This window comes from Variovorax sp. TLI9-5A (genome assembly GCF_056867935.1).
Window position 1 is genome coordinate 3,943,536 of sequence record NZ_CP200310.1, and the last position, 25,330, is coordinate 3,968,865.

General features: G+C 68.2%; 25 protein-coding genes and 1 pseudogene. 9 read left to right on the forward strand and 17 right to left on the reverse strand.

Features of this window, described 5'->3' with window-relative positions; translation table 11 throughout:
• Positions 1 to 7: 7 nt before the first annotated feature.
• The 8 genes from AC1VNX_RS18575 to AC1VNX_RS18610 form a co-directional block, all read right to left on the reverse strand.
• Positions 8 to 862, reverse strand: a complete 855-nt coding sequence (locus AC1VNX_RS18575) for an ATP-binding cassette domain-containing protein (protein WP_483158219.1) — start codon at positions 860 to 862, stop codon at positions 8 to 10.
• A gap of 7 nt (positions 863 to 869) precedes the next feature.
• The gene (locus AC1VNX_RS18580) at positions 870 to 1,844 is read right to left on the reverse strand and encodes an aliphatic sulfonate ABC transporter substrate-binding protein (protein ID WP_483158221.1); all 975 of its coding nucleotides are present in this window, start codon (positions 1,842 to 1,844) and stop codon (positions 870 to 872) included.
• Positions 1,845 to 1,854: 10 nt separating this feature from the next.
• Positions 1,855 to 2,703, reverse strand: coding sequence for an aliphatic sulfonate ABC transporter permease SsuC (ssuC, locus tag AC1VNX_RS18585; protein WP_483158223.1), 849 nt, complete (start codon positions 2,701 to 2,703; stop codon positions 1,855 to 1,857).
• Between the two features lie 9 nt (positions 2,704 to 2,712).
• Positions 2,713 to 3,882 carry an FMNH2-dependent alkanesulfonate monooxygenase gene (ssuD, locus tag AC1VNX_RS18590; RefSeq protein ID WP_483158225.1) on the reverse strand — a complete coding sequence of 390 codons (1,170 nt, stop codon included), beginning with the start codon at positions 3,880 to 3,882 and terminating at the stop codon, positions 2,713 to 2,715.
• Positions 3,882 to 4,844, reverse strand: a complete 963-nt coding sequence (locus tag AC1VNX_RS18595) for a sulfonate ABC transporter substrate-binding protein (RefSeq protein WP_483158227.1) — start codon at positions 4,842 to 4,844, stop codon at positions 3,882 to 3,884. Before AC1VNX_RS18595 ends, ssuD begins: the two co-directional genes overlap by 1 nt.
• 23 nt (positions 4,845 to 4,867) lie before the next feature.
• Complete coding sequence (locus AC1VNX_RS18600; RefSeq protein ID WP_483158229.1) at positions 4,868 to 5,896, reverse strand: sulfonate ABC transporter substrate-binding protein; 1,029 nt, start codon at positions 5,894 to 5,896, stop codon at positions 4,868 to 4,870.
• A gap of 124 nt (positions 5,897 to 6,020) precedes the next feature.
• Positions 6,021 to 6,605: an NADPH-dependent FMN reductase gene (ssuE, locus tag AC1VNX_RS18605; RefSeq protein ID WP_019652906.1), complete on the reverse strand. Its 585-nt coding sequence runs from the start codon at positions 6,603 to 6,605 to the stop codon at positions 6,021 to 6,023.
• 129 nt (positions 6,606 to 6,734) lie between these two features.
• Positions 6,735 to 7,784, reverse strand: coding sequence for a sulfate ABC transporter substrate-binding protein (locus tag AC1VNX_RS18610; RefSeq protein WP_483158232.1), 1,050 nt, complete (start codon positions 7,782 to 7,784; stop codon positions 6,735 to 6,737).
• A 185-nt stretch (positions 7,785 to 7,969) separates the two neighbouring features.
• Between AC1VNX_RS18610 and AC1VNX_RS18615 the strand changes: the two are divergent.
• Both AC1VNX_RS18615 and mnmC read left to right on the forward strand, forming a co-directional pair.
• A pseudogene (locus AC1VNX_RS18615) lies at positions 7,970 to 8,233 on the forward strand (oxidative damage protection protein); the annotation flags it as partial.
• A gap of 68 nt (positions 8,234 to 8,301) precedes the next feature.
• A complete protein-coding gene (gene mnmC, locus AC1VNX_RS18620) occupies positions 8,302 to 10,191 on the forward strand; it encodes a bifunctional tRNA (5-methylaminomethyl-2-thiouridine)(34)-methyltransferase MnmC2/FAD-dependent 5-carboxymethylaminomethyl-2-thiouridine(34) oxidoreductase MnmC1 (RefSeq protein ID WP_483158234.1) in 1,890 nt (629 codons plus the stop codon).
• A 1-nt stretch (position 10,192) separates the two neighbouring features.
• On the opposite strand, the gene AC1VNX_RS18625 is transcribed toward mnmC, so the two are convergent.
• Together AC1VNX_RS18625 and AC1VNX_RS18630 are read right to left on the reverse strand one after the other, a co-directional pair.
• Positions 10,193 to 10,996, reverse strand: coding sequence for a sulfite exporter TauE/SafE family protein (locus tag AC1VNX_RS18625; protein ID WP_483158236.1), 804 nt, complete (start codon positions 10,994 to 10,996; stop codon positions 10,193 to 10,195).
• 7 nt (positions 10,997 to 11,003) lie between these two features.
• Positions 11,004 to 11,339, reverse strand: coding sequence for an antibiotic biosynthesis monooxygenase family protein (locus AC1VNX_RS18630; protein WP_483158238.1), 336 nt, complete (start codon positions 11,337 to 11,339; stop codon positions 11,004 to 11,006).
• 112 nt (positions 11,340 to 11,451) lie between these two features.
• Here AC1VNX_RS18630 and AC1VNX_RS18635 point away from each other — a divergent pair, with 112 nt between their 5' ends.
• Positions 11,452 to 12,360, forward strand: coding sequence for a transglutaminase family protein (locus AC1VNX_RS18635; protein WP_483158240.1), 909 nt, complete (start codon positions 11,452 to 11,454; stop codon positions 12,358 to 12,360).
• A 19-nt stretch (positions 12,361 to 12,379) separates the two neighbouring features.
• Here AC1VNX_RS18635 and AC1VNX_RS18640 read toward each other — a convergent pair whose 3' ends face one another.
• The 4 genes from AC1VNX_RS18640 to AC1VNX_RS18655 all read right to left on the reverse strand — a co-directional run bounded on the left by AC1VNX_RS18640 (position 12,380) and on the right by AC1VNX_RS18655 (position 16,986).
• Complete coding sequence (locus AC1VNX_RS18640; protein ID WP_483158242.1) at positions 12,380 to 13,600, reverse strand: glycerophosphodiester phosphodiesterase; 1,221 nt, start codon at positions 13,598 to 13,600, stop codon at positions 12,380 to 12,382.
• A gap of 149 nt (positions 13,601 to 13,749) precedes the next feature.
• Positions 13,750 to 14,682, reverse strand: coding sequence for a crotonase/enoyl-CoA hydratase family protein (locus AC1VNX_RS18645; RefSeq protein WP_483158244.1), 933 nt, complete (start codon positions 14,680 to 14,682; stop codon positions 13,750 to 13,752).
• A gap of 85 nt (positions 14,683 to 14,767) precedes the next feature.
• Positions 14,768 to 16,264 (reverse strand): sensor histidine kinase, encoded by a 1,497-nt coding sequence (locus AC1VNX_RS18650; protein ID WP_483158246.1) that lies wholly within the window; start codon positions 16,262 to 16,264, stop codon positions 14,768 to 14,770.
• Positions 16,261 to 16,986 (reverse strand): response regulator transcription factor, encoded by a 726-nt coding sequence (locus AC1VNX_RS18655; RefSeq protein WP_483158247.1) that lies wholly within the window; start codon positions 16,984 to 16,986, stop codon positions 16,261 to 16,263. Before AC1VNX_RS18655 ends, AC1VNX_RS18650 begins: the two co-directional genes overlap by 4 nt.
• 99 nt (positions 16,987 to 17,085) lie before the next feature.
• Between AC1VNX_RS18655 and AC1VNX_RS18660 the strand changes: the two genes are divergently transcribed.
• From AC1VNX_RS18660 to msrA, 4 genes are all read left to right on the forward strand, one after another.
• Complete coding sequence (locus AC1VNX_RS18660) at positions 17,086 to 17,730, forward strand: cytochrome b/b6 domain-containing protein (protein WP_483158250.1); 645 nt, start codon at positions 17,086 to 17,088, stop codon at positions 17,728 to 17,730.
• The gene (locus AC1VNX_RS18665) at positions 17,727 to 18,479 is read left to right on the forward strand and encodes a molybdopterin-dependent oxidoreductase (protein WP_483158252.1); all 753 of its coding nucleotides are present in this window, start codon (positions 17,727 to 17,729) and stop codon (positions 18,477 to 18,479) included. The genes AC1VNX_RS18660 and AC1VNX_RS18665 overlap by 4 nt, the downstream gene beginning before the upstream one ends.
• A gap of 152 nt (positions 18,480 to 18,631) precedes the next feature.
• On the forward strand, positions 18,632 to 18,883 hold the full coding sequence (locus AC1VNX_RS18670; RefSeq protein ID WP_184638273.1) for a pentapeptide MXKDX repeat protein: 252 nt from the start codon (positions 18,632 to 18,634) through the stop codon (positions 18,881 to 18,883).
• Between the two features lie 80 nt (positions 18,884 to 18,963).
• Positions 18,964 to 19,668, forward strand: a complete 705-nt coding sequence (gene msrA, locus AC1VNX_RS18675) for a peptide-methionine (S)-S-oxide reductase MsrA (RefSeq protein WP_483158254.1) — start codon at positions 18,964 to 18,966, stop codon at positions 19,666 to 19,668.
• Between the two features lie 16 nt (positions 19,669 to 19,684).
• On the opposite strand, the gene AC1VNX_RS18680 is transcribed toward msrA, so the two are convergent.
• Entirely contained in the window at positions 19,685 to 20,983 is a 1,299-nt protein-coding gene (locus AC1VNX_RS18680) for an acetyl-CoA hydrolase/transferase family protein (protein ID WP_483158256.1), read from the reverse strand.
• Positions 20,980 to 22,005: a class I fructose-bisphosphate aldolase gene (locus AC1VNX_RS18685; RefSeq protein WP_483158258.1), complete on the reverse strand. Its 1,026-nt coding sequence runs from the start codon at positions 22,003 to 22,005 to the stop codon at positions 20,980 to 20,982. The genes AC1VNX_RS18680 and AC1VNX_RS18685 overlap by 4 nt, the downstream gene beginning before the upstream one ends.
• A 170-nt stretch (positions 22,006 to 22,175) precedes the next feature.
• Here AC1VNX_RS18685 and AC1VNX_RS18690 point away from each other — a divergent pair, with 170 nt between their 5' ends.
• On the forward strand, positions 22,176 to 22,730 hold the full coding sequence (locus AC1VNX_RS18690; protein ID WP_483158260.1) for a DUF2844 domain-containing protein: 555 nt from the start codon (positions 22,176 to 22,178) through the stop codon (positions 22,728 to 22,730).
• Between the two features lie 73 nt (positions 22,731 to 22,803).
• Complete coding sequence (locus AC1VNX_RS18695) at positions 22,804 to 24,111, forward strand: DUF3443 family protein (RefSeq protein WP_483158262.1); 1,308 nt, start codon at positions 22,804 to 22,806, stop codon at positions 24,109 to 24,111.
• 13 nt (positions 24,112 to 24,124) lie between these two features.
• Here the strand turns inward: AC1VNX_RS18695 and AC1VNX_RS18700 are convergent, their stop codons facing one another.
• Positions 24,125 to 25,297 carry an NAD(P)/FAD-dependent oxidoreductase gene (locus AC1VNX_RS18700; protein ID WP_483158264.1) on the reverse strand — a complete coding sequence of 391 codons (1,173 nt, stop codon included), beginning with the start codon at positions 25,295 to 25,297 and terminating at the stop codon, positions 24,125 to 24,127.
• Between the last annotated feature and the right edge of the window lie 33 nt (positions 25,298 to 25,330).

Below are 25,330 nucleotides of genomic sequence, written 5' to 3' on the forward strand. Positions count from 1 at the left end.
AGGCTCGTCAGATCGCCCAGCGCAATGCATGCGCCGGGGTTGCGAGCCAGCTGGCGTCGGTGCTCTCGGCTTCGGTCTCTTCGGACTTCTGCAGCACCCTGTCGAGGATTCGTTTTTCAATTGCCGCGAAGGCCGGGTCACCCTGTGAGCGCGGACGGGCCAGCGCAATGTTCTCGTCGAGCGCGATGCGGCCGTCCTCGATGAGGATCACGCGGTCTGCCAGCGCCACGGCTTCCTGCACGTCGTGCGTCACCAGCAGCGCGGTGAAGCGGTGGCGCTGCCACAGGTTCTCGATGAGGCGGTGCATCTCGATGCGAGTGAGCGCGTCGAGCGCGCCCAGCGGCTCGTCGAGCAGCAGCAGCCGCGGGTGGTGCACCAGCGCGCGCGCCAGGGCCACGCGCTGGCGCTGGCCGCCCGAAAGGCGCGCCGGCCATTCGTTCTCGCGGTCGGCCAGGCCGACCTGCGCCAGAACCTCCTTGCCGCGCGCCTTGGCATCGTTCGGCAGGCCCAGCGTCACGTTGTCGAGCACGCGCCGCCACGGCAGAAGGCGCGCCTCCTGGAACATGATGCGCGTGTCGTCGTGCAGGCCGTTCACCGCCTTGCCGTCGGTGTAGAGGCCGCCGGCGCTCGGCTCCTCCAGGCCCGCGATCAGCCGCAGCAGCGTGCTCTTGCCGCAGCCGCTGCGCCCGACGATGGCGATGAACTGGCCCGGCTCGATGGTCAGGCGCGTGTTGCGCAGCACTTCGCGCGCGCCATAGCGCTTGTGCAGGCCGCGCGCTTCCAGGCGCACGCCGCCGGCGATGGCCTGCGACTGCTCCAGCGAGTGGTCCAGGGGTTTGATGTCTTTCAGTACGGCACTCATGATTCGGTCAGGCTCCGGGCTTGAACAGCGCCACGTTCAGCGCATCGATCTTTCTGGGAAGCAGCTTCTCGGCGAGGAAGGCATCGGCAATGCGCTGCTGCTCGCCCAGCACTTCGGGCACCACCGGGCGCACCGCGTAGCTGCGGCGGGCGTTGGCCTGCTCGATGGTCGCGACGTCGAGGCCCCACACCGGCGACAGCAGCGCGGCCGCCTCCTTCGGGTTCTGCTTCACCCACCTGCCGGTCTTCTCCAGCTCGGCGTAGACCACGCGCAGCACGTCGGGCCGCGCCTTCGCGAACTTGCTGCTCGCGAGGTAGTAGCGCTGGTACGAGGCGATGCCCGCTCCATCGGCCAGCACGCGCACCTTCGACTGGCGCTGTGCCGCGGCGAGAAACGGGTCCCATACCACCCAGGCGTCGATCGCGCCCTTCTCGAAGGCGGCGCGGCCGTCGGCCGGCGTGAGGTAGGCGGGCTCGATGTCCTTGAACGAGAGGCCGGCCTTGTCGAGCGCGGCGATCAGCAGGTAGTGCGCGCCGGCCGCCTTCGCGAAACCGACCTTCCTGCCCTTCAGGTCGGCCACGGTCTTCAGCGGCGAGTCTTCGCGCACCACGATGGCCTGTGCGGCGGGCGACGGCGCCTCCTGCGCGATGAAGGTCAGGTCGGCGCCGGCCGCCTGCGCGAACACCGGTACGGTGTCGGCCACGTCGGCGCTGATGTCGAGGTTGTCGAGGTTCAGCGCCTCCAGCAGCGGCAGGCCGCTGGTGAACTCGTGCCAGCTGAGTGCGGCGTTGAGCGGTGCGAGCTGCTTCTCGAGCGTGCCCTGTGCCTTGAGCACGGCGATGAGCGTCGACGACTTCTGGTAGCCCAGGCGCACGGTGGCGGGCCGGGCGGCCACGCCCTGCGCGAACACGGCGCCCGAGCCGAGCGCTGCAATTGCCGCGACGGCGGTGCGGCGGGAGATGAAGGCTGATGAATGCGTCATTCCCCGGCCCTCACTTCGCCTTCTTCTGGTAGCCGGGATGCCAGCGCAGCCACCATTGCTCCAGTCCGCGCGCGAACAGGTCGGCCAGCTTGCCGAGCAGCGCGTACAGCAGGATGCCCACCAGCACGATGTCGGTCTGCAGGAACTCGCGGGCGTTCATCGTGAGGTAGCCGATGCCGGCCTGCGCCGAGATGGTCTCGGCCACGATCAGGATCACCCACATCAGGCCCAGCGAGAAGCGCAGCCCCACGAGGATCGACGACAGCGCTCCCGGCAGGATCACCTCGCGGTACAGCTGCCAGCGCGAGAGGCCGTAGGTGCGCCCCATCTCGATGAGCTGCGGATCGACGTTGCGGATGCCGTGGAAGGTGTTCAGGTAGATCGGGAAGAACACCGACACCGAGATGAGAAACAGCTTGGCCGACTCGTCGATGCCGAACCACAGGATCACCAGCGGAATCAGCGCCAGCGCCGGGATGTTGCGCACCATCTGGATGGTGGAGTCGAGCAGCGTCTCGGCGAACTTCACCGAGCCCGTGAGAAGCCCCAGCGCCAGCCCCGCGCCGCCGCCGATGGCCAGCCCCGCGAGCGCCCGGCCCGCGCTGACCTTCACGTGCGTCCACAGCTCGCCCGACACCGTGAGGTTCCACGCGGCCTTCACCACGTCGACCGGCGCCGGCAGCACGCGGGTGCTGAGCCAGCCCAGCGACGACGCGATCTGCCAGAAGACGATGAGCCCCACCGGCACCAGCCACGGCACCAGCCGCTTCGCGACGTTGACGGCGAAAGCCTTGAATGCGTTGTTGCCCGCGCTCTCGGCGGGCGCCACCGCCGGCAGTTCCTGAACCTGTTCGGTCATGGCAGTCCTTTAGCTTTGGGAAACGAGGCGCGACGGCGCATCGAGATTGGCGACGACTTCACCGAACGGGCCGCTCAACGAACCGCCAGCCAGCTGCGTCTTCGCCTTGCGCGACAGCAGCGGGAACACCAGCTCGGCGAATCGGTAGGCCTCCTCAAGATGCGGGTAGCCCGACAGGATGAACTTGTCCAGGCCCAGTGCCGCGTATTCCTCGATGCGCGCCGCGACCGTCTTCGGATCGCCCACCAGCGCCGTACCGGCACCGCCGCGCACCAGGCCCACGCCGGCCCACAGGTTGGGCGCGATCTCCAGTTCGGCGCGCGAGCGCTTCGCGCCGCCCGCGTGCAGCGCGGCCATGCGGCGCTGCCCTTCCGAATCCATGCGCGCGAAGGCGGCCTGCGCGCGGATCACCGTCTCGTCGTCCACGCGGCTGATGAGCTCCTCGGCGGCCTTCCAGGCGGCGTCTTCCGTCTCGCGCACGATCACATGCAGCCGGATGCCGAACTCGACCTTGCGGCCCTTGCGCTCGGCGCGCGCCCGCACGTCGGCAATCTTCTTCGCGACTTCGGCGGGCGGTTCGCCCCAGGTGAGGTAGGCGTCGACCTGCTCCGCCGCCAGCTCATGCGCGGGCGCGGAGGAGCCACCGAACCACACGGGCGGATACGGCTTCTGCACCGGCGGGTAGAGCAGCTTCGCGCCCTTCACGCTCAGGTGCCTGCCCTCGTAGTCGAAAGCCTGCCCGTCGTGGCTGCGCGCGATGATCTCGCGCCAGATGCGGATGAACTCGGCCGACTGCTCGTAGCGCGAGGCATGGTCAAGGTACACGCCGTCGCCTTCGAGTTCGGCCTGGTCGCCGCCCGTCACGAGGTTGACGAGCAGGCGCCCGCCCGAAAGCCGGTCGAAGGTCGCGGCCATGCGCGCAGCCAGGCTGGGCTGGTGCAGCCCGGGGCGTACCGCCACAAGGAACTTGAGCTTCTTCGTCGCGCCGATCAGGCTGGAGGCGATGACCCACGGGTCTTCGCACGAGCGGCCCGTTGGAATGAGCACGCCTTCATAGCCGAGGTTGTCGGCCGCGCCGGCGATCTGCTGCAGGTAGGCCAGGTCGATGGGGCGCGCGCCCTCGCTGGTGCCGAGGTAGCGGGCGTCGCCGTGCGTGGGGAGGAACCAGAAGATCTGCATCACGCGACTCCCGCGCCGGCAGCTTCGAGCACGTTGATCCTTTTCGGGATCAGCTTCAGCTCAAAGAACGTGTCGGCGATCTTCTGCTGCTCGGCCAGGATGGCCTTGGTGATCGGTGCCGTGCCGTAGGCCGAGCGGTTCACCGACAGTTCCGCCACCGGCTTCGGCAGGCCCCAGAGCGCGGCCAGTTCGCCGGCCAGCGCGCCCTTGTTGGCGGCGCCCCATGCGTCGACCTTGTTGAGCTCTTCGATCGCGATGGACAGCACGTCGGCGTTCTTCGCCACATAGTCCAGCGACGAGAAGTAGTAGGCGCGGTTGCCGACCACGCCCGTGGCATCGGCCAGCACGCGCGCCTCCAGCGACTTCTCGGCGGCGGCCAGGAACGGGTCCCAGATCACCCAGGCGTCGACCGAACCTTTCTCGAAGGCGGCGCGCGCATCGGCCGGCGGCAGGTAGACCAGGTTCAGGTCGGCGAAGGCCAGGCCGTGCTTCTCGAACAGCTTGACGATGAAGTAGTGGACGTTCGAGCCCTTGTTGAGCGCGATCTTCTTGCCCTTGAGCTGCGCGACCGTCTTGATGGCCGAGCCCTTGGGCACCAGCACCGCCTCCGACTGCGGGCGCGGCACGGTCGCGCCCACGTAGGCCAGCGGCGCGCCGGCGGCCTGCGCGAAGATGGGCGGTGCCTCGCCCACGTCGCCGAAGTCGATGGAGCCGACGTTCAGCGCCTCGAGCTGCACGGGGCCGGCGGTGAACTCGGTCCACTTCACGCTCACGCCCAGGGGCGCGAGGCGCTTCTCGAGCGTGCCGCGGCCCTTGAGCAGCGTGAGGTAGCCCTTCTGGTGGCCGATGCGGAACTGGCGCGCGGGCGCCTGCTGCGCCAGCGCGGCGAAGGAGGAAGGCAGCGCGATGGCCGCTGCCGCGCCCTGGATCAGGCGACGGCGGGGAATGGAGATGCGTGTCATGGTTGTGCGGGAACTTGGGTGCCTCAGGGCTGCGCCGTGACCACGGCGTCGTTGACCTTGATGGGCTTGGGAATGAGCTTCAGCGCGAAGAAGGTGTCGGCAATCTTTTGCTGGTCGGCAGCGACGGCCGGCGTGATCGGCTTCACGTTGAACTCGTAGCGGCGCAGCGCCAGTTCGACCACGTCGACCGGCAGGCCCTGCAGCGGAGCGATCAGCTCGGCCGCCTGGCGCAGGTTCTTCTTGAGCCAGATGCCCTGCTCGACCGAGTCGGCGAACAGCGCGTCGATGACCTTCGGGTTGTTCTTCACGAAGCCGCGCTCGCCCAGGTAGTACTGGTAGTTGTTGACCACCTCGGGCGTGCCGTCGGCCAGCACGCGCGCGCCGGTGGCCTTCTCGGCGGCGGCCTGGAACGGGTCCCAGATCACCCAGGCATCGACGTTCCTGCTCTCGAAGGCGGCGCGGCCGTCGGCGGGCGCGAGGTACACGGGCTGGATGTCGGAGAGCTTCAGGCCGCTCTTCTCGAGCTGCTTCACGAGCAGGTAGTGCACGTTGCTGCCCTTGTTGAGCGCGACCTTCCTGCCCTTCAGGTCGGCGACCGACTTGATGGGCGAATCCTTCGTGACCAGGATGGCCTCGGCGCGCGGCGCCGCCGGGTCGTAGCCGAAGTAGACGAACTTCGCGCCGGCGGCCTGCGCGAAGATGGGCGGCGCCTCGCCGACGTAGCCGACGTCGACCGCGCCCACGTTCAGGCCTTCGAGCAGTTGCGGGCCGGCCGGGAACTCGACCCACTTCACGCCGAAGCCCAGCGGAGCGAGCTTCTTCTCCAGCGTGCCCTGCGCCTTCTGCAGCACGAACAGGCTGGCCGACTTCTGGTAGCCGATGCGCAGTTCGCCCTTGGTGCCTTGGGCGTGCGCCGAGGCGGCGGAAATGAAGCTGACGATCAGCGCGATGGCGCTGACCACGACGGCGCTGATCAGCAGATCGCGCAGGCCGCGCCAGAAGGAGCGCGGCGGCACTTCGAGCACGGAGTCTTCGGTGGCGACGGGGTTCATGCGTGGATTCCTTGGTCTGCAAAAACTTCAGGCAAAGCTGCCCCCTCGCCGCAAACAGGCGACTTCAGAAAAGGGGACGGTGATGGGTCTGGCGGGGAGCCGGGCTCGATGACGAGCCCGCTCGTCAGACGCTACATCGCACGCGGGAAAACGGCACCGGCTCGAAGCCGTGTGTGGCAGGCAGCTTCAGGCCCTCGGTGGCCAGTACCTCGACGGCTTCGTTGAGTCGTTCGGCCAGGTCGTTGTGCACCTGGTAGGCGTTCTCGGGCGTCAGCGCGATCTGCGATTCGCTGGCGTACACGCCCGGGAGGATGTGACGCGCCGACAGCGACTGCAGCACGGGCCGCAGCGCGTAGTCGAGCGCCAGCATGTGGTGCGGGCTCCCGCCGGTGGCCAGCGGCAGCACCGTCTTGCCCTTGAGCGCGTTCTGCGAGAGCAGGTCGAGAAAGACCTTGAGCAGGCCGCTGTAGGCCGCCTTGTAGACCGGCGTGGCCACCACGATCACGCGCGCCGCCGCCACCTGGGCGATGGCGCGCTCGATGGCCGGATGGTTCCACTCGGCCAAAAGCAGCGCCTGCGCCGGCAGTTCGCGAACGGCGAGCCGCTCGATCCGCGCGTGGCGCTGGGCCAGCCGCTCGCCCACCGCGTCGAGCAAGGCGGTGGAGCGGGAAGGGGCCGTGGGGCTGCCGGCAATCAGGAGAACGGACACAAGAAACCTTCGTTCGAGAGAAAAGGAGCGCGAATTCGTGGGGCCGCCGCGCACGGCCGCCCGAAGCGGCCGGCCCGCCCCCGGCAGGGGGGTGGGCGAAGCGACACGTAGTGCGCGCAGCCTGGGGGGTTACTTTTGTTTCGCGGTGTAGATCTGGTCGAAGGAGCCGCCGTCGGCGAAGTGCTCCTTGTCGGCCTTCGCCCAGCCGCCGAAGGCCTGGTCGATGGTCACCAGCGTGAGCTTGGGAAACTGCTTGTCGTACTTGGCCTTGGCCTTCTCGGAGGTCGGGCGGTAGAAGTTGCGGCCGGCGATGTCCTGGCCTTCGTCCGAGTACAGGTACTTCAGATACTCCTCGGCCACGGCGCGCGTGCCCTTCTTGTCGACGACCTTGTCGACCACCGACACGCTGGGTTCGGCCAGGATGGAGATCGACGGCACCACGATCTCGAACTTCTCGGGGCCGAATTCCTTCAGCGCCAGGAAGGCTTCGTTCTCCCAGGCCAGCAGCACGTCGCCGACGCCGCGCTGCACGAAGGTGATGGTCGAGCCGCGCGCGCCGGTGTCGAGCACGGGCACGTTCTTGAACAGGTTGCCGATGTATTCCTTGGCCTTTGCATCGCCGCCGTACTTGCGCTTGGCGAATTCCCACGCGGCCAGGTAGTTCCAGCGGGCGCCGCCCGAGGTCTTGGGGTTGGGTGTGATCACCTGCACGCCGGGCTTGACCAGGTCGTCCCAGTCCTTCAGGCCCTTGGGGTTGCCCTTCTTCACCAGGAACACGATGGTCGAGGTGTAGGGCGCGGAGTTGTGCGGCAGGCGCTTCTGCCAGTCGGCCTTGACCAGGCCGCCATGCGAGACCAGCGCGTCGATGTCGCCGCCGAGCGCCAGCGTGGCCACGTCGGCGTCGATGCCGTCGATGATCGAGCGGGCCTGCTTGCCCGAGCCGCCGTGCGACTGCTTGACCGTCACGTCCTGTCCGGTCTTGCCCTTCCAGTACTTGGCGAAGGCCTGGTTGTAGTCCACGTAGAGCTCGCGCGTCGGGTCGTAGGACACATTCAGCAGCGTCACGGGGCCCTTGGCGGCCGCGCCGCCTTGGGCGAACGTCGGCAACGCCGACAGGGCCATGGCACCGGCCACGCCGGCACCCAGGGAAAGCTTGATAAAGTCGCGGCGAAGGCTCATGGTGTCTTGCTCTGAAAAGGCATATCGATGAAGCTGCGTATTCTCAATACGACATATAGAAACTGGAACGACCAAGTTTTCAGTTCTAAATAGCCAAAACAACTAAGCAGCCAATCACCGCCTGCCTCAGCGCTTTTTCCCTTTTTCTCCCGTATCCCCACTTTCCCGTTAAGAAGGCAACAGAAATGGCACGCATGGTTCAGTGCATCAAGCTCGGCAAAGAGGCCGAAGGTCTCGACTTCCCGCCCTATCCAGGCGAACTGGGCAAGCGCCTGTGGGAAAACGTCAGCAAGGAAGCCTGGGCCGCCTGGCTCAAGCAGCAGACCATGCTGGTCAACGAAAACCGGCTGAACCTGGCCGATCTGCGCGCCCGCCAGTACCTGGCGCGGCAGATGGAAAAGCACTTCTTCGGCGAAGGCGCAGACGTAGCCCAGGGCTACGTCCCCCCTCGGCCCCCTGACGGCCGCCACCGCCATTGCCACCCACCTCTTCTTCGGGAAACACCGCGGAACCGGCTTTGCCGGGCTGCAGGTGTTGCCCCCTCGAAGGGGGTTGGCAAAGCGACACGAAGTGCGCAAAGCCTGGGGGTGAGCCTGTTGCCTGGCGCGCCGACGGCGTTCCGCGAAGCGAACGCTTCGACGACATCTATCACACCGAAACCGGCGCACTGGCTCAGTCGCGCCACGTTTTCCTGGGCGGCTGCGGCCTGCCCGAGGCCTGGGGCGGACAGCCCCAATGGCGGATTCTCGAAACCGGCTTCGGCCTGGGCCTCAATTTCCTGACAACCTGGCAGGCGTGGCGCGCCGATCCGGCGCGGCCGCGGCTGCTGCACTTCGTCTCGGTCGAGGCCCATCCGGTCTCGGCCGGCGATCTGGTGCGCGCGGCCGGGGCGTATCCCGAACTCGCTTCGCTGGCCGGTGAGCTGGCCGCGCAATGGAACGGCCTGCTGCCCGGCTTCCACCGGCTGGCCTTCGACGAGGGCCGGGTGCTGCTCACGCTGTGCGTCGGCGACGTGCAGCCGATGCTGCGCGCCCAGCGCTTCGAGGCCGACGGCATCTTCCTGGACGGCTTCAGCCCGCAGCAGAACCCGGAAATGTGGTCTGCAGACACGCTCAAGGCGGTGTCGCGCTTCGCCCGCCAGGGCACGCGCATCGCCACCTGGACCATCGCGCGGGCGATCCGCGATGCGCTCGCGCAGCAGGGCTTCGTCGTGGAGAAGCGCCCCGGCCTGCCGCCCAAGCGCGACTGCCTGCGCGGCACCTTCGCGCCTGCCTGGACCGTGCGCCGCCGCGAACCCGCGCCGGAGCGCGTCGAGGCGCCGGGCCGCTGTGCCGTCATCGGGGCTGGCCTCGCGGGCGCGGCCGTGGCGGCCAGCCTTGCGCGGCGCGGCTGGCAGGTGACGGTGCTCGACGCGGCCGACTGGCCCGCCTCCGGCGCATCGGGGCTGCCGGTGGGCATGCTGGCGCCGCATGTGTCGCCCGACGATGCACTGCTCTCCCGGCTCACGCGCGCCGGCATCCGGGCGACCTGGACTGAACTGGGGCGGTTGCTCGAGGAAGGCCGGGACTGGCGCGCAAGCGGCGTGCTGGAGCGCCGGCCTGATGGCGATGTCCGCGTGCCCGCCGGCTGGAGCAGCCTGGGGCCGAACGAATCGTGGCCCGCCAGTGCCGATCAGCTGGCAGCGGCCGGCTTGCCCGCCGATGTTCCCGCGATCTGGCATGCCCGCGCGGCCTGGGTGAAGCCGCAACGCTTGATCGCCGCCTGGCTGCGCCAGCCGGGCGTCGAGTTCCGTGGCGGTTGCCGGGTGGCGCGGCTGGAGCGCCATGAAGGCGGCTGGGAGCTGTTCGATCCGTCTGGCGAGCTGCTGATAGAGGCAGATCGCGTCGTCATCTGCGCCGGCTTCGAATCGGGCCGCTTCGCCCCCGCACTCCCCCTTCAGCCAGTACGCGGACAGGTCGCCTGGGGCCCGGTGCCCGACGACAGCACCCTGCTGCCCGCCACGCCAGTCAACGGCGACGGCCATCTGATCGCCCACGTCCCCGGCGAGCACGGCGAGGCCCCGATGTGGCTCGCTGGCGCCACCTTCGATCGCGACAGCACCAGCCTCGAGCCAACCGAGGCGGACAGCGCCGCGAACCGCGAGCGCCTCGCGCGCCTGCACCCGGCCGCCGCCGGGGCGCTGACCGATGGCGAGAGCCACACATGGGTCGGCGTTCGATGCGCTTCGGGCGACCGGCGTCCCCTTGTAGGCCCTGTCGATGCCGGCCTATGGGCCTGCACAGCCCTGGGTTCGCGCGGCCTGAGCTTCGCGGCCCTGTGCGCCGAACTGCTGGCCGCGCAATGGCACGCCGAGCCACTGCCCCTGCCGGCCACGCTGGCCAAGGCGCTCGGCACGCAGCGGCTCTGAATCAGCCCGCCGCGCTCGACGCGCGGTACGCCATCAACAGCGCCATGCAGATCACCAGCACCAGGAAGTATTTGCGCAGCGCCCGCTCGCTCAGCCGCGTTGCGAGCCGCGCCCCTGCGGCCGTGCCGATCCACAGCCCCAGCACGACGCACCCCAGCAAGACCCAGGGCAGCCCGTTCGCCACGCTCGCATAGACGAACACCGCCGGCAGGGCGAGCGGCAAGGCATTCACCGCCAGGCTTACGGCCTGCGCCCGGTGCTGCGAGTAGTGAAGCGCCACCGCCAGCAGCGCGGTCATGGCCAGCCCGCCGCCGATGCCGAGCAGGCCCGACGATGCGCCCGCGACAACGCCCACCGCCGCCAGAGCCACGGCCGTGCCGCGCGGCTCCTGCGCCAGCTCCACGACGCCATCGGCCCTCGCGGGCGACTTCAGCACGACCAGCGTCGCCAGCACAAGCAGGTAGCCGACGAACATCCAGCGCAGCGCCGCATCGGCCACGTGGTGCGCCCCTTGCGCGCCCAGCCAGGCTCCGGCCAGGAAGCCGAGCGAAATCCAGGTCACCGTGCGCCACGACGCGCCGTGCCCCGAGACCCGGTAGCGCAGAAAGCCCGCAAGGCTGGTCGGCACCAGCTGCGCCGCGAGCGACACGGCCTGCGCCTCGTGCTGGCCCAGCCCGGGCATCAATGCCAGCGCGGGCACCAGCGCCCCGCCGGGGCTCACACCCAGCAGGCCGCCCATGGCGCCCGAGAAGACGCCGATCGCCAGCCCGCCGAGCACCTGGACGAGGCCAAACGCTTCGGGCATCGCTTGCCTACCCGGCGCTCTGCACCGAGGGCGCCAGCATGTGGTCGATGCGGCTGTCGCCGTAGGTGCGCAGCACCTCGGAGATCACCACTTTGTAGCCGTCGAGCCAGTTCGCCTGCACCGCCTTGGCCTGCTGGTGCACGGGATGGCGGATCAGCGCCTGCAGGCTGTCGAGCGAGTCCCAGTAGTAGACGTTCGACACCAGGCCGTTGCCGGGGTTTTCCCACGTTTCCTCGCCCAGGTAGCCGGGCAGCGACTTGGCGGCCGCGGCGATGGTCTGGTCGAGGCGGTGGAACTCGTCGTCGAACTGCTTCCTGGCGAAGATGAAGGTGGCGGAGTACATGGCGGGCCGGAATCTCCTGGACAGACGGGCGGGCGCCGATTCTGCGGCATGGGCGCGCGCCGTTCCACGGCTTTACCTCGCTTTGCCGCGCGAAGGCACGAGAATGCGGCGCATGGCCATCCAGTACGACATCAGGCACACCACCGTCTACCGCTACAACCAGCCGGTCAGCTTCGGCCTGCACCGGGTGATGTTCCGCCCGCGCGACAGCCACGACCTGCGCGTGCTGGCCACCGACCTGCAGGTGAGCCCGGAGGCGAACACGCGGCTCATCCAGGACCCGTACTCCAACTCCGTCGCGCTGGTGCAGCCGCTGGGCGAAGCCACCGAGCTGCGCATCGTGTGCTCCTTCACCATCGAGCACGTGCCTCCCTCGCAGCGCGACCTGTTCACGCTGGACCCCTCCGCCGAGTTCCTGCCTTTTGCCTACTCGGTGCAGGAGCGCCTCGACCTGGAGCACTACCTGCGCCCGCATCACAACGACGACGGACAGGGCACGCTGATCCGCTGGGCCCATCAGTTCCTGCAGACCGACAAGCCCAACAGCACGCGCGAGGTGCTCACGCGCATGAACGCGCACATCGGCCAGAGCTTCGAATACAAGGCGCGCGACGAGGAAGGCACGCAGACACCGCTGGAAACGCTGGCGCTGGGCAGCGGCAGCTGCCGCGACTACGCGCTGCTGATGATGGAAGCCACGCGCCGCCTGGGCATCGCGACGCGCTTCGTTTCGGGCTATCTCTACGACGCGGCACTCGACGCCGCCGCGCAGGCGCAGGGCCAGGCCGACTCGATGACCGGCGCCGGCACCACGCACGCCTGGCTGCAGGCCTACCTGCCGGGCGTCGGCTGGCTGGCCTTCGACCCCACCAACAACCTCATGGGCAGCGGCCAGCTGATCCGCGTCGGCGTGGCGCGCGACCCCGCGCTGGCGGCGCCGATCTCGGGCAGTTGGTTCGGCGACCCCGAGGCCTACGAGGGCCTCGAGGCCACGGTGATCGTCACGCGCCGCGAGAGCTGACGGCGCGCCGCCAGCCGCGTTATTTCGCGCGCGCCGCGCGGTAGGCCTTCACCGCCGGCACCGCCGTCGCGGGGCTGTCGGCGAAGAGACCATCGATGCCCGCGTCGAGGAACGCCTTGATCTCGCCGGCCGTGTCGCCGTATGCGATCGGATCGGTCTTCGGCTCCTTCTTGAGGCTGTCGGGCAAGAAGTTGTTCTCGGGCCTGACGGTCCAGATGTGGACCTGCAGCTTCTTGTCATGCGCGTCCTTCACGAGCGTGGTCGGCGCGCCGAGCTTGCCGTCGACCACCGGGATCACGCGTGCCTTTGCCGTACCGATGCCCTGCGCATAGGTCGCGATCTCGGCCAGGCCCTCGGGCGTCGCCAGATCGGCATAGGTGCGCTTGTCGCGCAGCGCCGCGAGGTCATAGGGGGCGCCCTGCCCGTCGATGAGCTGGACGATCTTCACCGGGCTCTTCAGGCGGATGTCCTTGAGGTTGCCGGTCTCGAAGGACTGCACGAACACCGGCGCGTCGGCCTTGTTCAGGTCGTGCTTCTGCAGCGTGTCGATCAGCTTCTGCTCCAGGGGCAGGCCGATGGAGCGGAAGTAGGTCGGGTGCTTGGTCTCGGGGTAGACGCCGATCACGCGGCCCTTGGCCACGGTCTGCGACTTGGCCAGCTGGATCACCTCGTCGAGCGTGGGCACCTGGAACTGGTCGTTGTACGAGACGTTGGCCGGGCGCAGCTTCGGAATGCGCTCGCGGGCCTTCAGTTCCTTGAGTTCGGCCAGCGTGAAGTCCTCGGTGAACCAGCCGGTGATCGAGACGCCGTCGACCACCTTGGTCTTCATGCGGCTGCCGAACTTCGGCACGTCGGCCACGTTGGTGGTGGCCTCGACCAGGTTGCCGTCCTTGACGATGGCGATGGCGTTCTCGTGGCGGGCTACGAGTTCGCCGTCCTTCGTGGCCACGAGGTCGGGCTCGATGAAGTCGGCCCCGTCGTCGATGGCCTGCTGGTAGGCCGCCAGCGTGTGCTCGGGACGCGAAGCCGAAGCGCCGCGATGGCCGATGACCAGGACCGGCCCGGCCGGAGTCGGAGTCGGAGTCGGAGCCGGTGCCGGGGTCGCGGCTGGCGCCGGTGCTGGCGCTGGGGCCGCGACGGGCAACAGCGGCGTGCCGCCATCGCTGCTGCCGCCGCAGGCGGCGATGAACGCGCAGGCGCAAGCCGCCAGCGTCGTCCTGGAAAAGATGAACGATTGCATTGAGATTCCTCCCTCTTGTCTGTCGATGCGAATGCACCCGCCCGCTGTGTCTTGGTGTTGTGGTCGGCCGGACGATGGGCGCGCCGGATCATCGAAGGAGGACATGTCGGTCGCATGACATGCGGCCGACATGAAAGCGGCAACAGCGTTCAGCCGCGCGCGGCCAGCTTCGCCTCCAGCTCGGCGATGCGCGCCCTCGCCTCGTCGCCTTCCGGAATCGGCCGGCCGCTGTCGCGCCACTGCACCGCGCTCTTGAAGCCCTCGGCTTCCGCCTGGCGCCTGAACCACATGCCCTCGGGGTTGTGGCGCGTGATACCGTCGAACACGGTGGCGAACATCTGGCTCTGCTCCAGCCCCATCGAATGCCAGACCTGGTTGACGACCAGCTTGTGCATCATGAGGTGCGAACCCGGTACGCCCGCGACGCGCTGCGCGAGCTGCATGGTGGCCTCCTCGAGCCGCTCGGCCGGCACCGAGAAATTGGCCAGCCCCCATTCGGCCGCTTGCGTGCCGGTGATGGTGTCGCCGGTGAACATGAGCTGCTTGGCGCGCATGGCGCCGAGGCGGTAGGTCCACATCGCGGTGGTCGGGCAGCCCCACACACGCGTCGGCATGTAGCCGATGCGTGCATCGTCGGCCATGGTCAGCAGGTCGCAGCACAGCGCGATGTCGCTGCCGCCGGCCACCGCGTAGCCGTGCACCTTGGCGATGGTGGGCTTGCGGCTGCGCCACAGGGCCATGAAGTCGTCGGTGTTGCGCTTCATGGCGGCGTAGTCGAGCATCGGGTCCCAGGGCGTCTTCTCCTGCCGGCAGGGATGGTCGCCCGGTCCGCCGTCGCCGTTGCGGACATGGCCTTCGGCGTAGTCGCCGAGGTCATAGCCGGCGCAGAAGGCGCGGCCCGCGCCTTCGACCACGATCACATGCACCTCGTCGTCGGCCTCTGCCCATTCAACCGCGCGGCGTATCTCGGCGGGCGTGGTCTCGGCGATGGCGTTGAGCTTGTCGGGCCGGTTGAGCACAAGGCGCGCGATGCGCGGGTGCTGCGGGTCCTTGTCGATCAGGACGGTTTCGAAGGCTGGCATGGCGGGCTGTCTCCTTGTGTTGGGGGTCGATCGCGCCGCTTTTTTAGCATCGACCGCCACGCACGCCCAGCCCCGGGAAAAGTCTTCAGCCCGCTGTTGACCCGCCCAGCTGGAAGCGGAACACCGCGCCCTTGTCGGCCTGCTGCACCAGCCGTATGTCGCTGCCGTGCAGCTGCAGGATGCGCTTGACGATCACCAGCCCCAGCCCGCCGCTGCTCGCCGTACCGTCGGAACGCGAGCCGCTCATGAACACCGGGCGCGTGAAGATCGCCTTCTGCAGCTCGCCCGGAATGCCCGGCCCCGTGTCGCTCACCTGCACCGTCACGCCTGCGTTCTCGGCGCGCAGCTGCACCACGATCTCCCCGCCCTCGGGCGTGTGGCGGATGGCGTTGTCCAGCAGGTTGGTGAGCACGCGCTCGATCATGCCGAGATCGGCCGACACCACCGGCAGGCCCGGCGCGATGTCGGGCTTCAGGCGCTGGTGCCTGGCCTCCGCCGCCAGCTCGAACTTCTGGAACACGTCCTGCACCAGGTCGGCCAGCGCGAAGCTTTCCTTCTCGGGCTTGACCACACCGTATTCGAGCCGCGCCAATTCGAAGGCCTCCTGCGCCAGCCGGCCCACCTTGCGGCTCTGGCCCAGCGCGATTTCGAGGTAGCGCCGCCGCTCCGCCTCATCGAGCGTGCCGGCCTTGAGCAGCAGCGTTTCGAGGTAGCCGTGCAGCGATGTGAGCGGCGTGCGCAGGTCGTGCGAGATGTTGGCGAAGAGTTCGCGGCGCTGCTGGTCCTGCAGGGTCAGCTCGCGCCATTGCTCGGCGATGCGCTTCGTCATCTGCGCGAAGGCCTGGCCCAGCTGCGCGATCTCGTCGCTGCCGCGCGAAAGCCGCTCCAGCGTGGGCGCCTCGCCTTCGAGCGAGGCGATGCCTTCGGTCTCGAAGCGCTTCACCGCCGCCGTGAGTTCGCGCAGCGGCCGCGTGATGAGGCGGAATGCCGCCAGCCCCGCCAGCAGCCCGAGCAGCGCCACCAGCCCCATCGCCCACAGCGTGGTGCGCAGCACGTTGTCGGCCGCCACGTTGGCGACCAGCGCGTCGTGGTCCTCGCCCTGCAGCACCACGTAGACATAGCCCGCGTCGCGCCCACCCATCTGCAGTGGCGCGGCGCTGAACACCTTGGCCCCGTTCGGGCTGCGCGGATCGTCCCCCACTATCGGCAGCGAGGCGCCCGAAAGCAGCTTGCGAATGGGCGCCAGGTCGACCCGGTCGCGCTTCAGGTGCCCCGGCGGCGCAGCCTGCGCCGCGATACGGCCGTCCAGCCCGAGCAAGTAGACCTCCACGCTGGGGTTGACGGCCATCAGCTTGTCGAACAGGTCCTTCACCGCCGCCTGGTCGAGCCCGCCGGGCTTCATGAGTTCGGAGTTTTCGGCGATATGCGCCGCCAGTCCGAGCGACAGGCGCTGGACGACCTCCTGCTCGTGCATGCCGTTGGAGCGCACCTGCAGCCACACCGACGCGCCGCAACACACCAGCAGCAGCACCGCGAACACGGCCGAAAGCCGCCGCGAGAGCGTGGCCCAGGCCATCGTCATGCGGCCTCCTCCGCGCTGCCGGTGGCGGAGAGCTTGTAGCCGCGCCCCCACACGGTGAGGATGCGCCGGGGCTGCGTGGGGTCGGCCTCCACCTTGGTGCGCAGCCGGTTGATGTGGGTGTTGACGGTGTGCTCGTAGCCGTCGTGCTGGTAGCCCCAGACCTGGTTGAGCAGGTCGAGCCGCGAGAACACCTTGCCGGGGTTGCGCGCGAAGAAGTACAGCAGGTCGAACTCGCGCGGCGTGAGCTCCACCGGCTTGCCGTCCACCCGCACCTCGCGCGCCAGCGGCTCGATGTCGAGGTTGCCCAGCGTGAGGCTGCCCGACTCCATGCGGGCGTTGCGCGCCATCGCGTCGGTGCGCCGCAGCAGCGCCTTCACGCGCGCCACCAGCTCCAGCACCGAGAAGGGCTTGGCCAGGTAGTCGTCGGCCCCCAGCTCCAGGCCGAGGATGCGGTGCACCTCGCTGGAACGGGCGCTGATGATGATGATCGGCGTGTAGCGCGCCATCGCGCGGGCGCGGCGGCAGATCTCGAGACCGTCGATGCCGGGCAGCATCAGGTCGAGCACCAGCGCATCCCAGTTGCCGCGCTCCAGCTCGCGCAGGCCGGCATGGCCGTCGGCGGCGTGCTCGATGGCATAGCCCTCGTCGCGCAGGTGCATGCGCAGCAGCTCGGCAATGTGGGCGTCGTCCTCGACGATCAGCACGCGCTTGGGAGTGTCCATGGTGGCGACATTGTCCCGCGATACGGATTCCGGAGTTATCACGATTAATTGAACTTTGCGTGATGAATCGGCCATGGGGCGCGCCCAACAATCCGCCCCATGAACAGCACGACAGCCATCGCCCCTCCCGCCGCACCGGCCAAGGCCGGCCCGGTACACCCGCTGTGGATGCGCATCTCGCACTGGCTCAACGCGCTGGCCGTGGTGATCCTGGTGACCAGCGGCTGGCGCATCTACGACGCCTCGCCCTTCTTCCCCTTCACCATTCCCACCGTGGTCACGCTGGGCGGCTGGCTCGGCGGTGCCCTGCAGTGGCACTTCGCCGCGATGTGGCTGCTGGTGGCCAATGGCCTGTTCTACCTGTTCATGAACATCGCCACCGGCCGGCTTGCCGCCAAGTTCTTCCCGCTGACGCCGGCCGGCGTCTGGCACGACGCGCTGGCGGCGCTCAAGGGCCAGCTCTCGCACGCCGACCCGCGCCGCTACAACAGCGTGCAGAAGCTGGCCTACCTGTTCGTGATGCTCGACCTGATCGTGATCGTGCTCTCGGGCCTGGTGCTGTGGAAGTCGGTGCAGTTCCCGGTGCTGCGCGAGCTGATGGGCGGCTACGAGTCGGCCCGCCGCGTCCACTTCTTCTGCATGGCCGCCATCGTCGCTTTCATCGTCGTGCACCTCGTGATGGTGGCCCTGGTGCCCCGCACCCTCCTCACCATGATCCGCGGCGGCAAGCCCGAAGCCCGATGAAAATCTTCAAAGCCCCCACCCTGAACAGCATCGACGGAGACGCCGTGCTGCGCGAAGCCCGCACGCTGATCGCGAAGAAGCTCGACGAGCCCTCGCGCCGCGTGTTCCTGCGTCGCTCGCTCACGCTCGGCGGCCTGTCCCTGCTCACCGGCTGCAGCATCAGCGACAACGCGCAGGTGGAAGCCGCGCTCACGAAGATCTCGCGCTTCAACGACAAGGTGCAGGGCCTGATCTTCAGCCCCACGCAGCTCGCACCCACGTACACCGAGGCCGAGATCACGCGCCCCTTCCCCTTCAACGCCTACTACGGCGAGGACGAGGTGCGCGAGGTCGACGAAGCCAGCTATCGGCTCGAGGTGACCGGTATGGTCGCCGACAGGCACGCCTGGACGCTGGCTGAGCTGCGCGCCATGCCGCAGCAGGAGCAGATCACGCGGCATATCTGCGTGGAAGGCTGGAGCGCCATCGGCCGGTGGGGCGGCGTGCGCTTCGCCGACTTCCTGCGCCACATCGGCGCCGACCTGACGGCCAAGTACGTGGGCTTCAAGTGCGCAGACGACTACTACACCAGCATCGACATGCCCACCGCCCTGCATCCGCAGACGCTGCTGGCACTGAGCTACGACGGGCAGCCCTTGCCACCCAAGTACGGCTTTCCGATGAAGCTGCGCATGCCCACCAAGCTTGGCTACAAGAACCCGAAGCACATCAAGGCGATGTTCGTCACCAACACCTATTCCGGTGGCTAATGGGAAGACCAGGGCTACAACTGGTTCGGAGGGAGCTGAGGGGCCGTTCAAGCCGCTCGACTGCCGAAGAAAGCGCGAGGCCACGTCCCACGGGAGCAGGCCGATTTTCAGAAAACTCGATCAACCAACCTCAACTCAGGAAGATACGTCAAATGAACAAGCTCACCGCAACCCTGCTCGCCACCTGCATGGCCTTCGCCGGCGCCTCGGCCTTCGCCGCCGACGAGATGGCGAAGGACGGCATGGCCAAGGACTCGATGTCCAAGGACGGCATGAAGAAGGATTCGATGGCCAAGGACTCCATGTCGAAGGACGCGATGAAGAAGGACTCGATGGCCAAGGACTCCATGTCCAAGGACGGCATGAAGAAGGACGCCATGGGCAAGGACGAGATGAAGAAGTAAGCGCCCCTCCGCGCTGCCGCATCACCATTGACGCCGGAGCGATTCGGCGTCAATGTCACCTCCCCCAAGGAATCCGCACCATGAAGAAATCCTTCGCACTCACCGCCGGCACGCTGGCTGCCGCTGTCCTCGTCTGGCAGGCGGCGCCCTCATTCGCCGAGACCGCCCGCCGTGTACCCGCCCCCGCCGCCGACCTGGCCGCGGCACCGGGCGCGAAGACCGAAACCGCCGTGTTCGCCGGCGGCTGTTTCTGGGGCGTGCAGGGCGTGTTCCAGCGCGTCAAGGGCGTGAGCAACGCCGTTTCGGGCTATGCCGGCGGCGAGGCGAAGACTGCCCGCTACGACGAAGTCGGCTCGGGCCGCACGGGCCATGCCGAGTCGGTGCGCATCACCTACGACCCGCAGCAGGTCAGCTATGGCAAGCTGCTGCAGATCTACTTCTCGGTGGCGCACGACCCCACCGAACTCAACCGCCAGGGTCCGGACACCGGCACGCAATACCGCTCCACCGTGTTCGCCGAGAACGCCGAGCAGGCCCGCATCGCCACCGCCTACATCGCACAACTCAACCAGGCGAAGACCTTCGGCAAGCCGCTGGCCACCACCGTCGAGATGTCCAAGCCCTTCTACGCGGCCGAGGACTACCACCAGGACTACCTGACGCTGCACCCGAGCCAGCCCTACATCGCGATCAACGACATGCCGAAGATCGACGACCTGAAGAAGCTGTTTCCGGAGAGCTACAAGGCAACGCCTTCGCTGGTGAAGGCGGCCAAGGCCGGCTGATCGCCAACCCGCAGGTCTACAGCAGCTTCAGCCGCCTGGCCTGCTCGGTCAGCTCCGCCCGGAAGGCCGGATGCGCGATGCCGATGAGTTCGCGCGCCCGCTGCTTCGCCGACTTACCTCGCAACTGGGCCACGCCGTATTCGGTGACCACGTAGTTGATGTCGTTCTTGCTCGTGCTCACATGCGTGCCCGGCGACAGCGAGGGCACGATGCGCGAGATGGTGTCGCCCTTGGCCGTCGAGGGCAGCACGATGAAAGCCTTGCCACCGCGCGAGCGATTGGCGGCACGCACGAAGTCCGACTGCCCGCCCGTGCCCGAGTACGGCGCGTGGCCCAGGCTCTCCGAGCCGCACTGACCCAGCAGGTCGATCTGCATCGTCGCGTTGATTGCGATGAGGTTGTCGTTGAGCCCTGCCAGCGCCGGGTCGTTGGTGAAGTTCACCGGATGCATCTCGATCGCCGGGTTGCGGTCCATGAAGCGATAGAGCTTGCAGGAGCCCAGCGCGAAGGTCGCGATCGACTTGCCCGGCAGGTAGTTCTTGCGGCGGTTGGTGACCGCCCCGCTCTCCAGCAGCTTGAGGATGCCGTCGCCGATCATCTCGGTGTGGATGCCAAGGTCGTGCTTGTGCGTGAGCTGCATCACCACCGCGTCGGGGATGCCGCCGTAGCCGATCTGCAAGGTCGAGCCGTCGCCGATGAGCTCAGCCACCTGCCGGCCGATGGCCTCCTGCACCGGGCCGATCTTCGGCAGGCCGACCTCCATCACCGGCGCGTCGCTCTCCACCAGCGCCGCCACCTGCGAGACGTGCACGTGGCAGGCGCCGTAAGCGAAGGGCACGTTCGAATTCACCTCCAGCACCACCGCGCGCGCCTTGGCGACCGCCGCCATGGTGTAGTCTGCGCCCAGGCTCAGGGCGAAGTAGCCGTGCGCATCCATCGGCGAGGCCATGCTGAAGACCACCTCCGCCGGGATCTGCCCGCGCTCGATCTGCGCCGGGATCTCCGAGAAGTAGTTCGGAAGGAAGTCGATCCAGCCTTCCTGCCCGCCCGCGCGGGTGGCGCCGCCGAAGAACAGCGCGACGTGCCGCACGTGCTCGACGGTCTCGGGGTCGATGTAGGCGTACTTGCGCATCGCGAGGATCTGCGCGACCTTCACGTCGCGGAAATCGCGCCGCTGCTCCGACAGCGCCGTGAGCAGCGAGGGCGGCTCGCCCACGCCGGTCGGCACGATGATCATGTCGCCATTGCGCACATGGCGCACGGCATCGGAGGGGGATGCCAGCTTCTGGCGGTACAGGTCCTGTGGAGTCGTCATGCCCGGTTCCATGCCTCTTCCTTGTATTCGCCGCGGCGCGCGGCCCGGTTGGCAGCGGTGCGCTGCACCAGCGCCTTCTGCGCGACGGCCACGTTGGCCGCGTCGCCCTTCCATGCATCGAGCGCGGGCTGCTGCACCGCGCGAGAGAACGAGAAGGTCAGCGCCCATGGCAGGCGCGACCTGTAGCGAGTGTTCATTTCATTGAGCCGGGCCGAAGCCAGCCGCGCCGGCTGCCCGCCCGAGAGAAAGGCCACGCCGGGCACCACGGCCGGCACGGTGCGCAGCAGGCACTGAACCGTCGCTTCGGCCACCGCCTCGACGGAATCCTGCACCGCAGCCTTCAGCCCCGGCAGCACCATGTTCGGCTTCAGCAGCATGCCTTCGAGCTGCACGCCCTGCGCGCGCAGTTCGGCGAAGGTGCGGTGCAGAACCTCCTCGGTGACCTCGGCGCAGCGTGCGAGCGAATGGCCGCCGTCCATCAGCACCTCGGGCTCGACGATGGGCACCAGCCCGGCTTCCTGGCACAGCGCCGCATAGCGCGCCAGTGCGTGTGCGTTGACGCGGATGCAGGCACGGCTCGGCAACCCGTCGCCGATGGCGATCACGCCGCGCCACTTGGCGAAGCGCGCGCCCATCGTCGCGTATTCGGCAAGGCGCTCGCGCAGGCCGTCCAGCCCCTCGGTGACGGTCTCGCCCGCGTGCCCCGCCAGCGGCTTCGCGCCCGTGTCGACCTTGATGCCGGGGATGATGCCCACGTCGACCAGCGCCTTCGCGAAGGGCTTGCCCGCATTGGTCTGCTGGCGGATCGTCTCGTCGAACAGGATCGCGCCGCTGATGCTGTCGGCCAGGCCCGGCGAGGTGACGATCAGCTCGCGCCAGTCGCGCCGCGCCGCCTCGATCTGCGGTATGCCGAGCGCGGCGAAGCGCTTGTTGCAGGTGGCGTTGCTCTCGTCCATCGCGAGCAGGCCCTTGTCGCCAGCGACGAGCGCACGGGCGGTTTCGATCAGTGTTCGTTCGGTCATGGCTGGCACCTCTCTGGCGGGCATCGTACGCCCTCCCCGGCCACCCGTTAACACCGCCAACCTGATCGCTGGCCGACTTGGCGGCACAGCCTGTGCGGCCGGCTGGGTCTTTATCGAGCCGCAGCGTGCGGGCAGTAACCTCCTCGCGGTCGGGACGGAAAGGAAACTGAATGGAACGCGGATCACGAGAGCGCCATGCGCGCAGCACCGGAAAACCATCGATGCGGGCAGCCCTGGCGCTGGCCACTTCCGTCTTGGCAACACCGTTCGCGTTCGCGGAACTGGGCGGTACCCCCACGCTGGCGCCGAGCCAGCGTGTCGATGCCGTGTCGCGCAAGGCGGCCGGTGCCGAGGCGACCGGTGCCGCAGCCAGGACGGAATCCACCGCCAGCTGGAGCACGCGGGAAACCACGTCCGACGATGGCCTGGTCCAGCGCGAGTACCTGACGGTCGACGGCACGGTATTCGCCGTGGCATGGCGCGGCCCGCGCCGGCCGGAACTCTCGGTACTGTTGGGCACGCGCTACGCCAGGCAGATGTCCGAGAACGCGCGAGCGCAGCGTCAGTTGGGCAGAGGCTCACACGCCACGACCTCGCAGATGGACGAGACCTTCGCAGTCCACGCCTCCTCGCACCAGCGGCTGTCGGCCGGCGTCGCCTGGTTGCCGCGGATACTGCCCGCGGGCGTCGACCCTGACTCGCTGGCCATCGCGCAAGGCTCCTGATCGTTTCAACTCATCTTCGCCCTTCGTGCCCATGGACTCACCACAAGCAGGCAACCGGCGCACAGCCGCTGCCATGAACCTCCTTCGCGCTGTAGCTTGTGCCGCAAGCCTGCTGGGCCTCGCCGCCTGCGGCGGTGGTAGCGGAGGTGGTGGTGGCGCCGCGCTGCCGATCGGGCTCCTGCCCACCTCGACCACCCCCGCGGTCAGCGCTGCTCCGGCTTCGGGCACGACGCCCTCCTTCTCCACGGCGAGCTCGCAGAACTCGATGCCGCTCACCGTGTCCACCGGCACGGATTCGAGTCGCATCAACCTTCCGCAGGTCAGCATCCAACTTTGCGCGCCGGGAACCAGCACATGCCAGACCATCGACCACATGCTGGTCGACACTGGCTCCACGGGCATACGCATCGCCGCCGATGCACTCAGCTCAGCGATGAAAGCCGCCTTGCCGCAGGAAACGGTGAACGGCGCGCCGTTGAACGCATGCGCACTATTTCTCGATGGCTATACGTGGGGAACCATGCGCGTCGCGGACGTCACGCTGGGGCAGAAGTCCGCAGCCTCGCAGCCGTTGCAGATCGCTGGAGACACCGGCTCAGGCAGCGTGCCCAGCGCATGCTCGGACAACAACACGGTGCTGCCGGAGAACACGCCTGCCGACCTGGGAACGAACGGCATCATCGGCGTCGCCGCGGCGCTTCATGACTGCGGCACCGCGTGCGCACAAAGGGCCATACCGGCCACCTACTACACCTGCGCCGCCGGCGCGTCGTGCCAGGGCACGGCCGTTCCGCTCGCGATGCAGGCCCAGAACGTGGTCGCCAGTTTCGCGCAGGACAACAACGGCGTCGTGCTCGACCTGCCGGCGATCTCCTCGGCGGGCCAGGGCGTGACCGTCGGCACGCTCTATTTCGGCGTGGCGACGCAGAGCAACAACGCCATGACCGGAGCGACGGTGCTGAAAACCGACTCGCGCACGCTCAGCGTTTCGGTCAGCTACAAGAACGCCAGCTTTCCCGACAGCTTCCTGGACAGCGGATCGAACTTCTTCTTCCTCAACGATTCGACGATCGCCCAGTGCGCGAGCAACGGCACCTTCAAGGGCTTCTACTGCCCTCCGGGCACGCTGGCACTCAGCGCCAGCTTCACCGCGGCGACGGGCCCGGCCCTGAGCCAGAGCTTCGCGGTGGCGAGCGCGCAGTCGCTCTTCACCAGCAATCCGGGCGTGGTGGCGGTCGACAACATCGCGGCAGCGAGCACGGGAAGCAGCGCGATCGACTTCGGCCTTCCGTTCTTCTACGGCAGGCTGGTGGCGGTGCTCAACGAGGGACAGTCCGCTCTGGGCCAGCAAGGACCTTTCACCGCGCTTGCAACGCCCTGAAGAAAATCCCGGCCTAGATCACGTTCTTTTCCAGCAACGGACTGCTCTCGAGGATCCGCTCGAAGGACACCGGCGACAGATCAAGGCTGCGGTACTCGCCGAAGCGGATCAGCTCCGCCACGCCGCGTCCCGCCGCCGGGCACTGCTGCAGGCCATGGCCCGAGAAGCCGTTGGCGAAGTAGAGGTTGTCGCAGTCCGGGTGCAGGCCGAGGATGGCGTTGTGGTCGAACACGTTCATCTCGTAGTAGCCGGCCCAGGCACCGGTCATGCGGATGGCCTCGAAGGCGGGCACGCGCTCGGCCAACGCGGGCCAGATGAAGCTGTCGAAGGCTTCGTACTCGACTTCGAGCGGCGCGTCGTCCGGGTCCTGGTCTTCCGGCGGCGCGAAGCCGCAGATGAACTGGCGACCCTCGGGGCGCAGCCAGATGCCTGAGGTGTCGATCACCAGTGGGCAGCCGGGAAGCGTCTCGGGGCAGGAGAAGCTGAACACGCTGCGGCGACGGCCACGCACCGGCAGGTCGATGCCGGCCCATTGCGCGACCTTGGCGGCCCACGCGCCAGCGGCGTTGACGACGATGTCGGCTTGCAGCGTCTCGCCGCTGTCAAGCTGCACGCCGGTCACGGTGCGGCCGTTGCGGCGCAGCCCCGTCGCATGGGCCTGCACGTAGCTCACGCCCAGCGACACCGCTTTCTTGCGAAAGGCCTGCAGCAGGCTGTAGCCGTCGTACCAGCCCTCGCCCGACAGGCCGAGCGAGGCGAGTTCAACGCCTTCCGTCGATATCCACGGAAAGCGCGCCCTCAGTTCGTCGGGCGTGAGAAGCGCCACGTCCACCGCGTGCGCCTTCTGCATCGCGTGGTTCTCGCGCAGCACGTCTACGCCGGCCTGCGAGGCCAGGTACAGGTAGCCGGGTTCGACGAGGCCGATGTCGGGCACCTCGTCGCCCACGCGCAGGGTCTCGCCGAGATTGCGGAAGAAGTCGATGCCGTAGAGCGACATCCGGATGTTGATGGCGGTGGAGAACTGCTGGCGGATGGAGCTGGCAGACAGCGCGGACGATGCCTGCCTGTACGAGAAGTCGCGCTCGACCACCGTGACCTCGAAGCGCTCTCCATCGGGGTCGCGAGTCAGGAAGTAGGCGATGGCGGAGCCGATGGCCCCGCCGCCGATGATCACCACACGGCGCATGACTTGCCTTTCTTTGTTGCTCGACCGCACGCA

Coding starts and splice junctions, on each gene's coding strand:
- AC1VNX_RS18575 (WP_483158219.1), bottom strand. CDS start 862: ATGAGTGCCGTACTGAAAGACATCAAACCCCTGGACCACTCGCTGGAG.
- AC1VNX_RS18580 (WP_483158221.1), bottom strand. CDS start 1,844: ATGACGCATTCATCAGCCTTCATCTCCCGCCGCACCGCCGTCGCGGCA.
- ssuC (WP_483158223.1), bottom strand. CDS start 2,703: ATGACCGAACAGGTTCAGGAACTGCCGGCGGTGGCGCCCGCCGAGAGC.
- ssuD (WP_483158225.1), bottom strand. CDS start 3,882: ATGCAGATCTTCTGGTTCCTCCCCACGCACGGCGACGCCCGCTACCTC.
- AC1VNX_RS18595 (WP_483158227.1), bottom strand. CDS start 4,844: ATGACACGCATCTCCATTCCCCGCCGTCGCCTGATCCAGGGCGCGGCA.
- AC1VNX_RS18600 (WP_483158229.1), bottom strand. CDS start 5,896: ATGAACCCCGTCGCCACCGAAGACTCCGTGCTCGAAGTGCCGCCGCGC.
- AC1VNX_RS18610 (WP_483158232.1), bottom strand. CDS start 7,784: ATGAGCCTTCGCCGCGACTTTATCAAGCTTTCCCTGGGTGCCGGCGTG.
- AC1VNX_RS18625 (WP_483158236.1), bottom strand. CDS start 10,996: ATGCCCGAAGCGTTTGGCCTCGTCCAGGTGCTCGGCGGGCTGGCGATC.
- AC1VNX_RS18630 (WP_483158238.1), bottom strand. CDS start 11,339: ATGTACTCCGCCACCTTCATCTTCGCCAGGAAGCAGTTCGACGACGAG.
- AC1VNX_RS18635 (WP_483158240.1), top strand. CDS start 11,452: ATGGCCATCCAGTACGACATCAGGCACACCACCGTCTACCGCTACAAC.
- AC1VNX_RS18640 (WP_483158242.1), bottom strand. CDS start 13,600: ATGCAATCGTTCATCTTTTCCAGGACGACGCTGGCGGCTTGCGCCTGC.
- AC1VNX_RS18645 (WP_483158244.1), bottom strand. CDS start 14,682: ATGCCAGCCTTCGAAACCGTCCTGATCGACAAGGACCCGCAGCACCCG.
- AC1VNX_RS18650 (WP_483158246.1), bottom strand. CDS start 16,264: ATGACGATGGCCTGGGCCACGCTCTCGCGGCGGCTTTCGGCCGTGTTC.
- AC1VNX_RS18655 (WP_483158247.1), bottom strand. CDS start 16,986: ATGGACACTCCCAAGCGCGTGCTGATCGTCGAGGACGACGCCCACATT.
- AC1VNX_RS18660 (WP_483158250.1), top strand. CDS start 17,086: ATGAACAGCACGACAGCCATCGCCCCTCCCGCCGCACCGGCCAAGGCC.
- AC1VNX_RS18665 (WP_483158252.1), top strand. CDS start 17,727: ATGAAAATCTTCAAAGCCCCCACCCTGAACAGCATCGACGGAGACGCC.
- AC1VNX_RS18670 (WP_184638273.1), top strand. CDS start 18,632: ATGAACAAGCTCACCGCAACCCTGCTCGCCACCTGCATGGCCTTCGCC.
- msrA (WP_483158254.1), top strand. CDS start 18,964: ATGAAGAAATCCTTCGCACTCACCGCCGGCACGCTGGCTGCCGCTGTC.
- AC1VNX_RS18680 (WP_483158256.1), bottom strand. CDS start 20,983: ATGACGACTCCACAGGACCTGTACCGCCAGAAGCTGGCATCCCCCTCC.
- AC1VNX_RS18685 (WP_483158258.1), bottom strand. CDS start 22,005: ATGACCGAACGAACACTGATCGAAACCGCCCGTGCGCTCGTCGCTGGC.
- AC1VNX_RS18690 (WP_483158260.1), top strand. CDS start 22,176: ATGGAACGCGGATCACGAGAGCGCCATGCGCGCAGCACCGGAAAACCA.
- AC1VNX_RS18695 (WP_483158262.1), top strand. CDS start 22,804: ATGAACCTCCTTCGCGCTGTAGCTTGTGCCGCAAGCCTGCTGGGCCTC.
- AC1VNX_RS18700 (WP_483158264.1), bottom strand. CDS start 25,297: ATGCGCCGTGTGGTGATCATCGGCGGCGGGGCCATCGGCTCCGCCATC.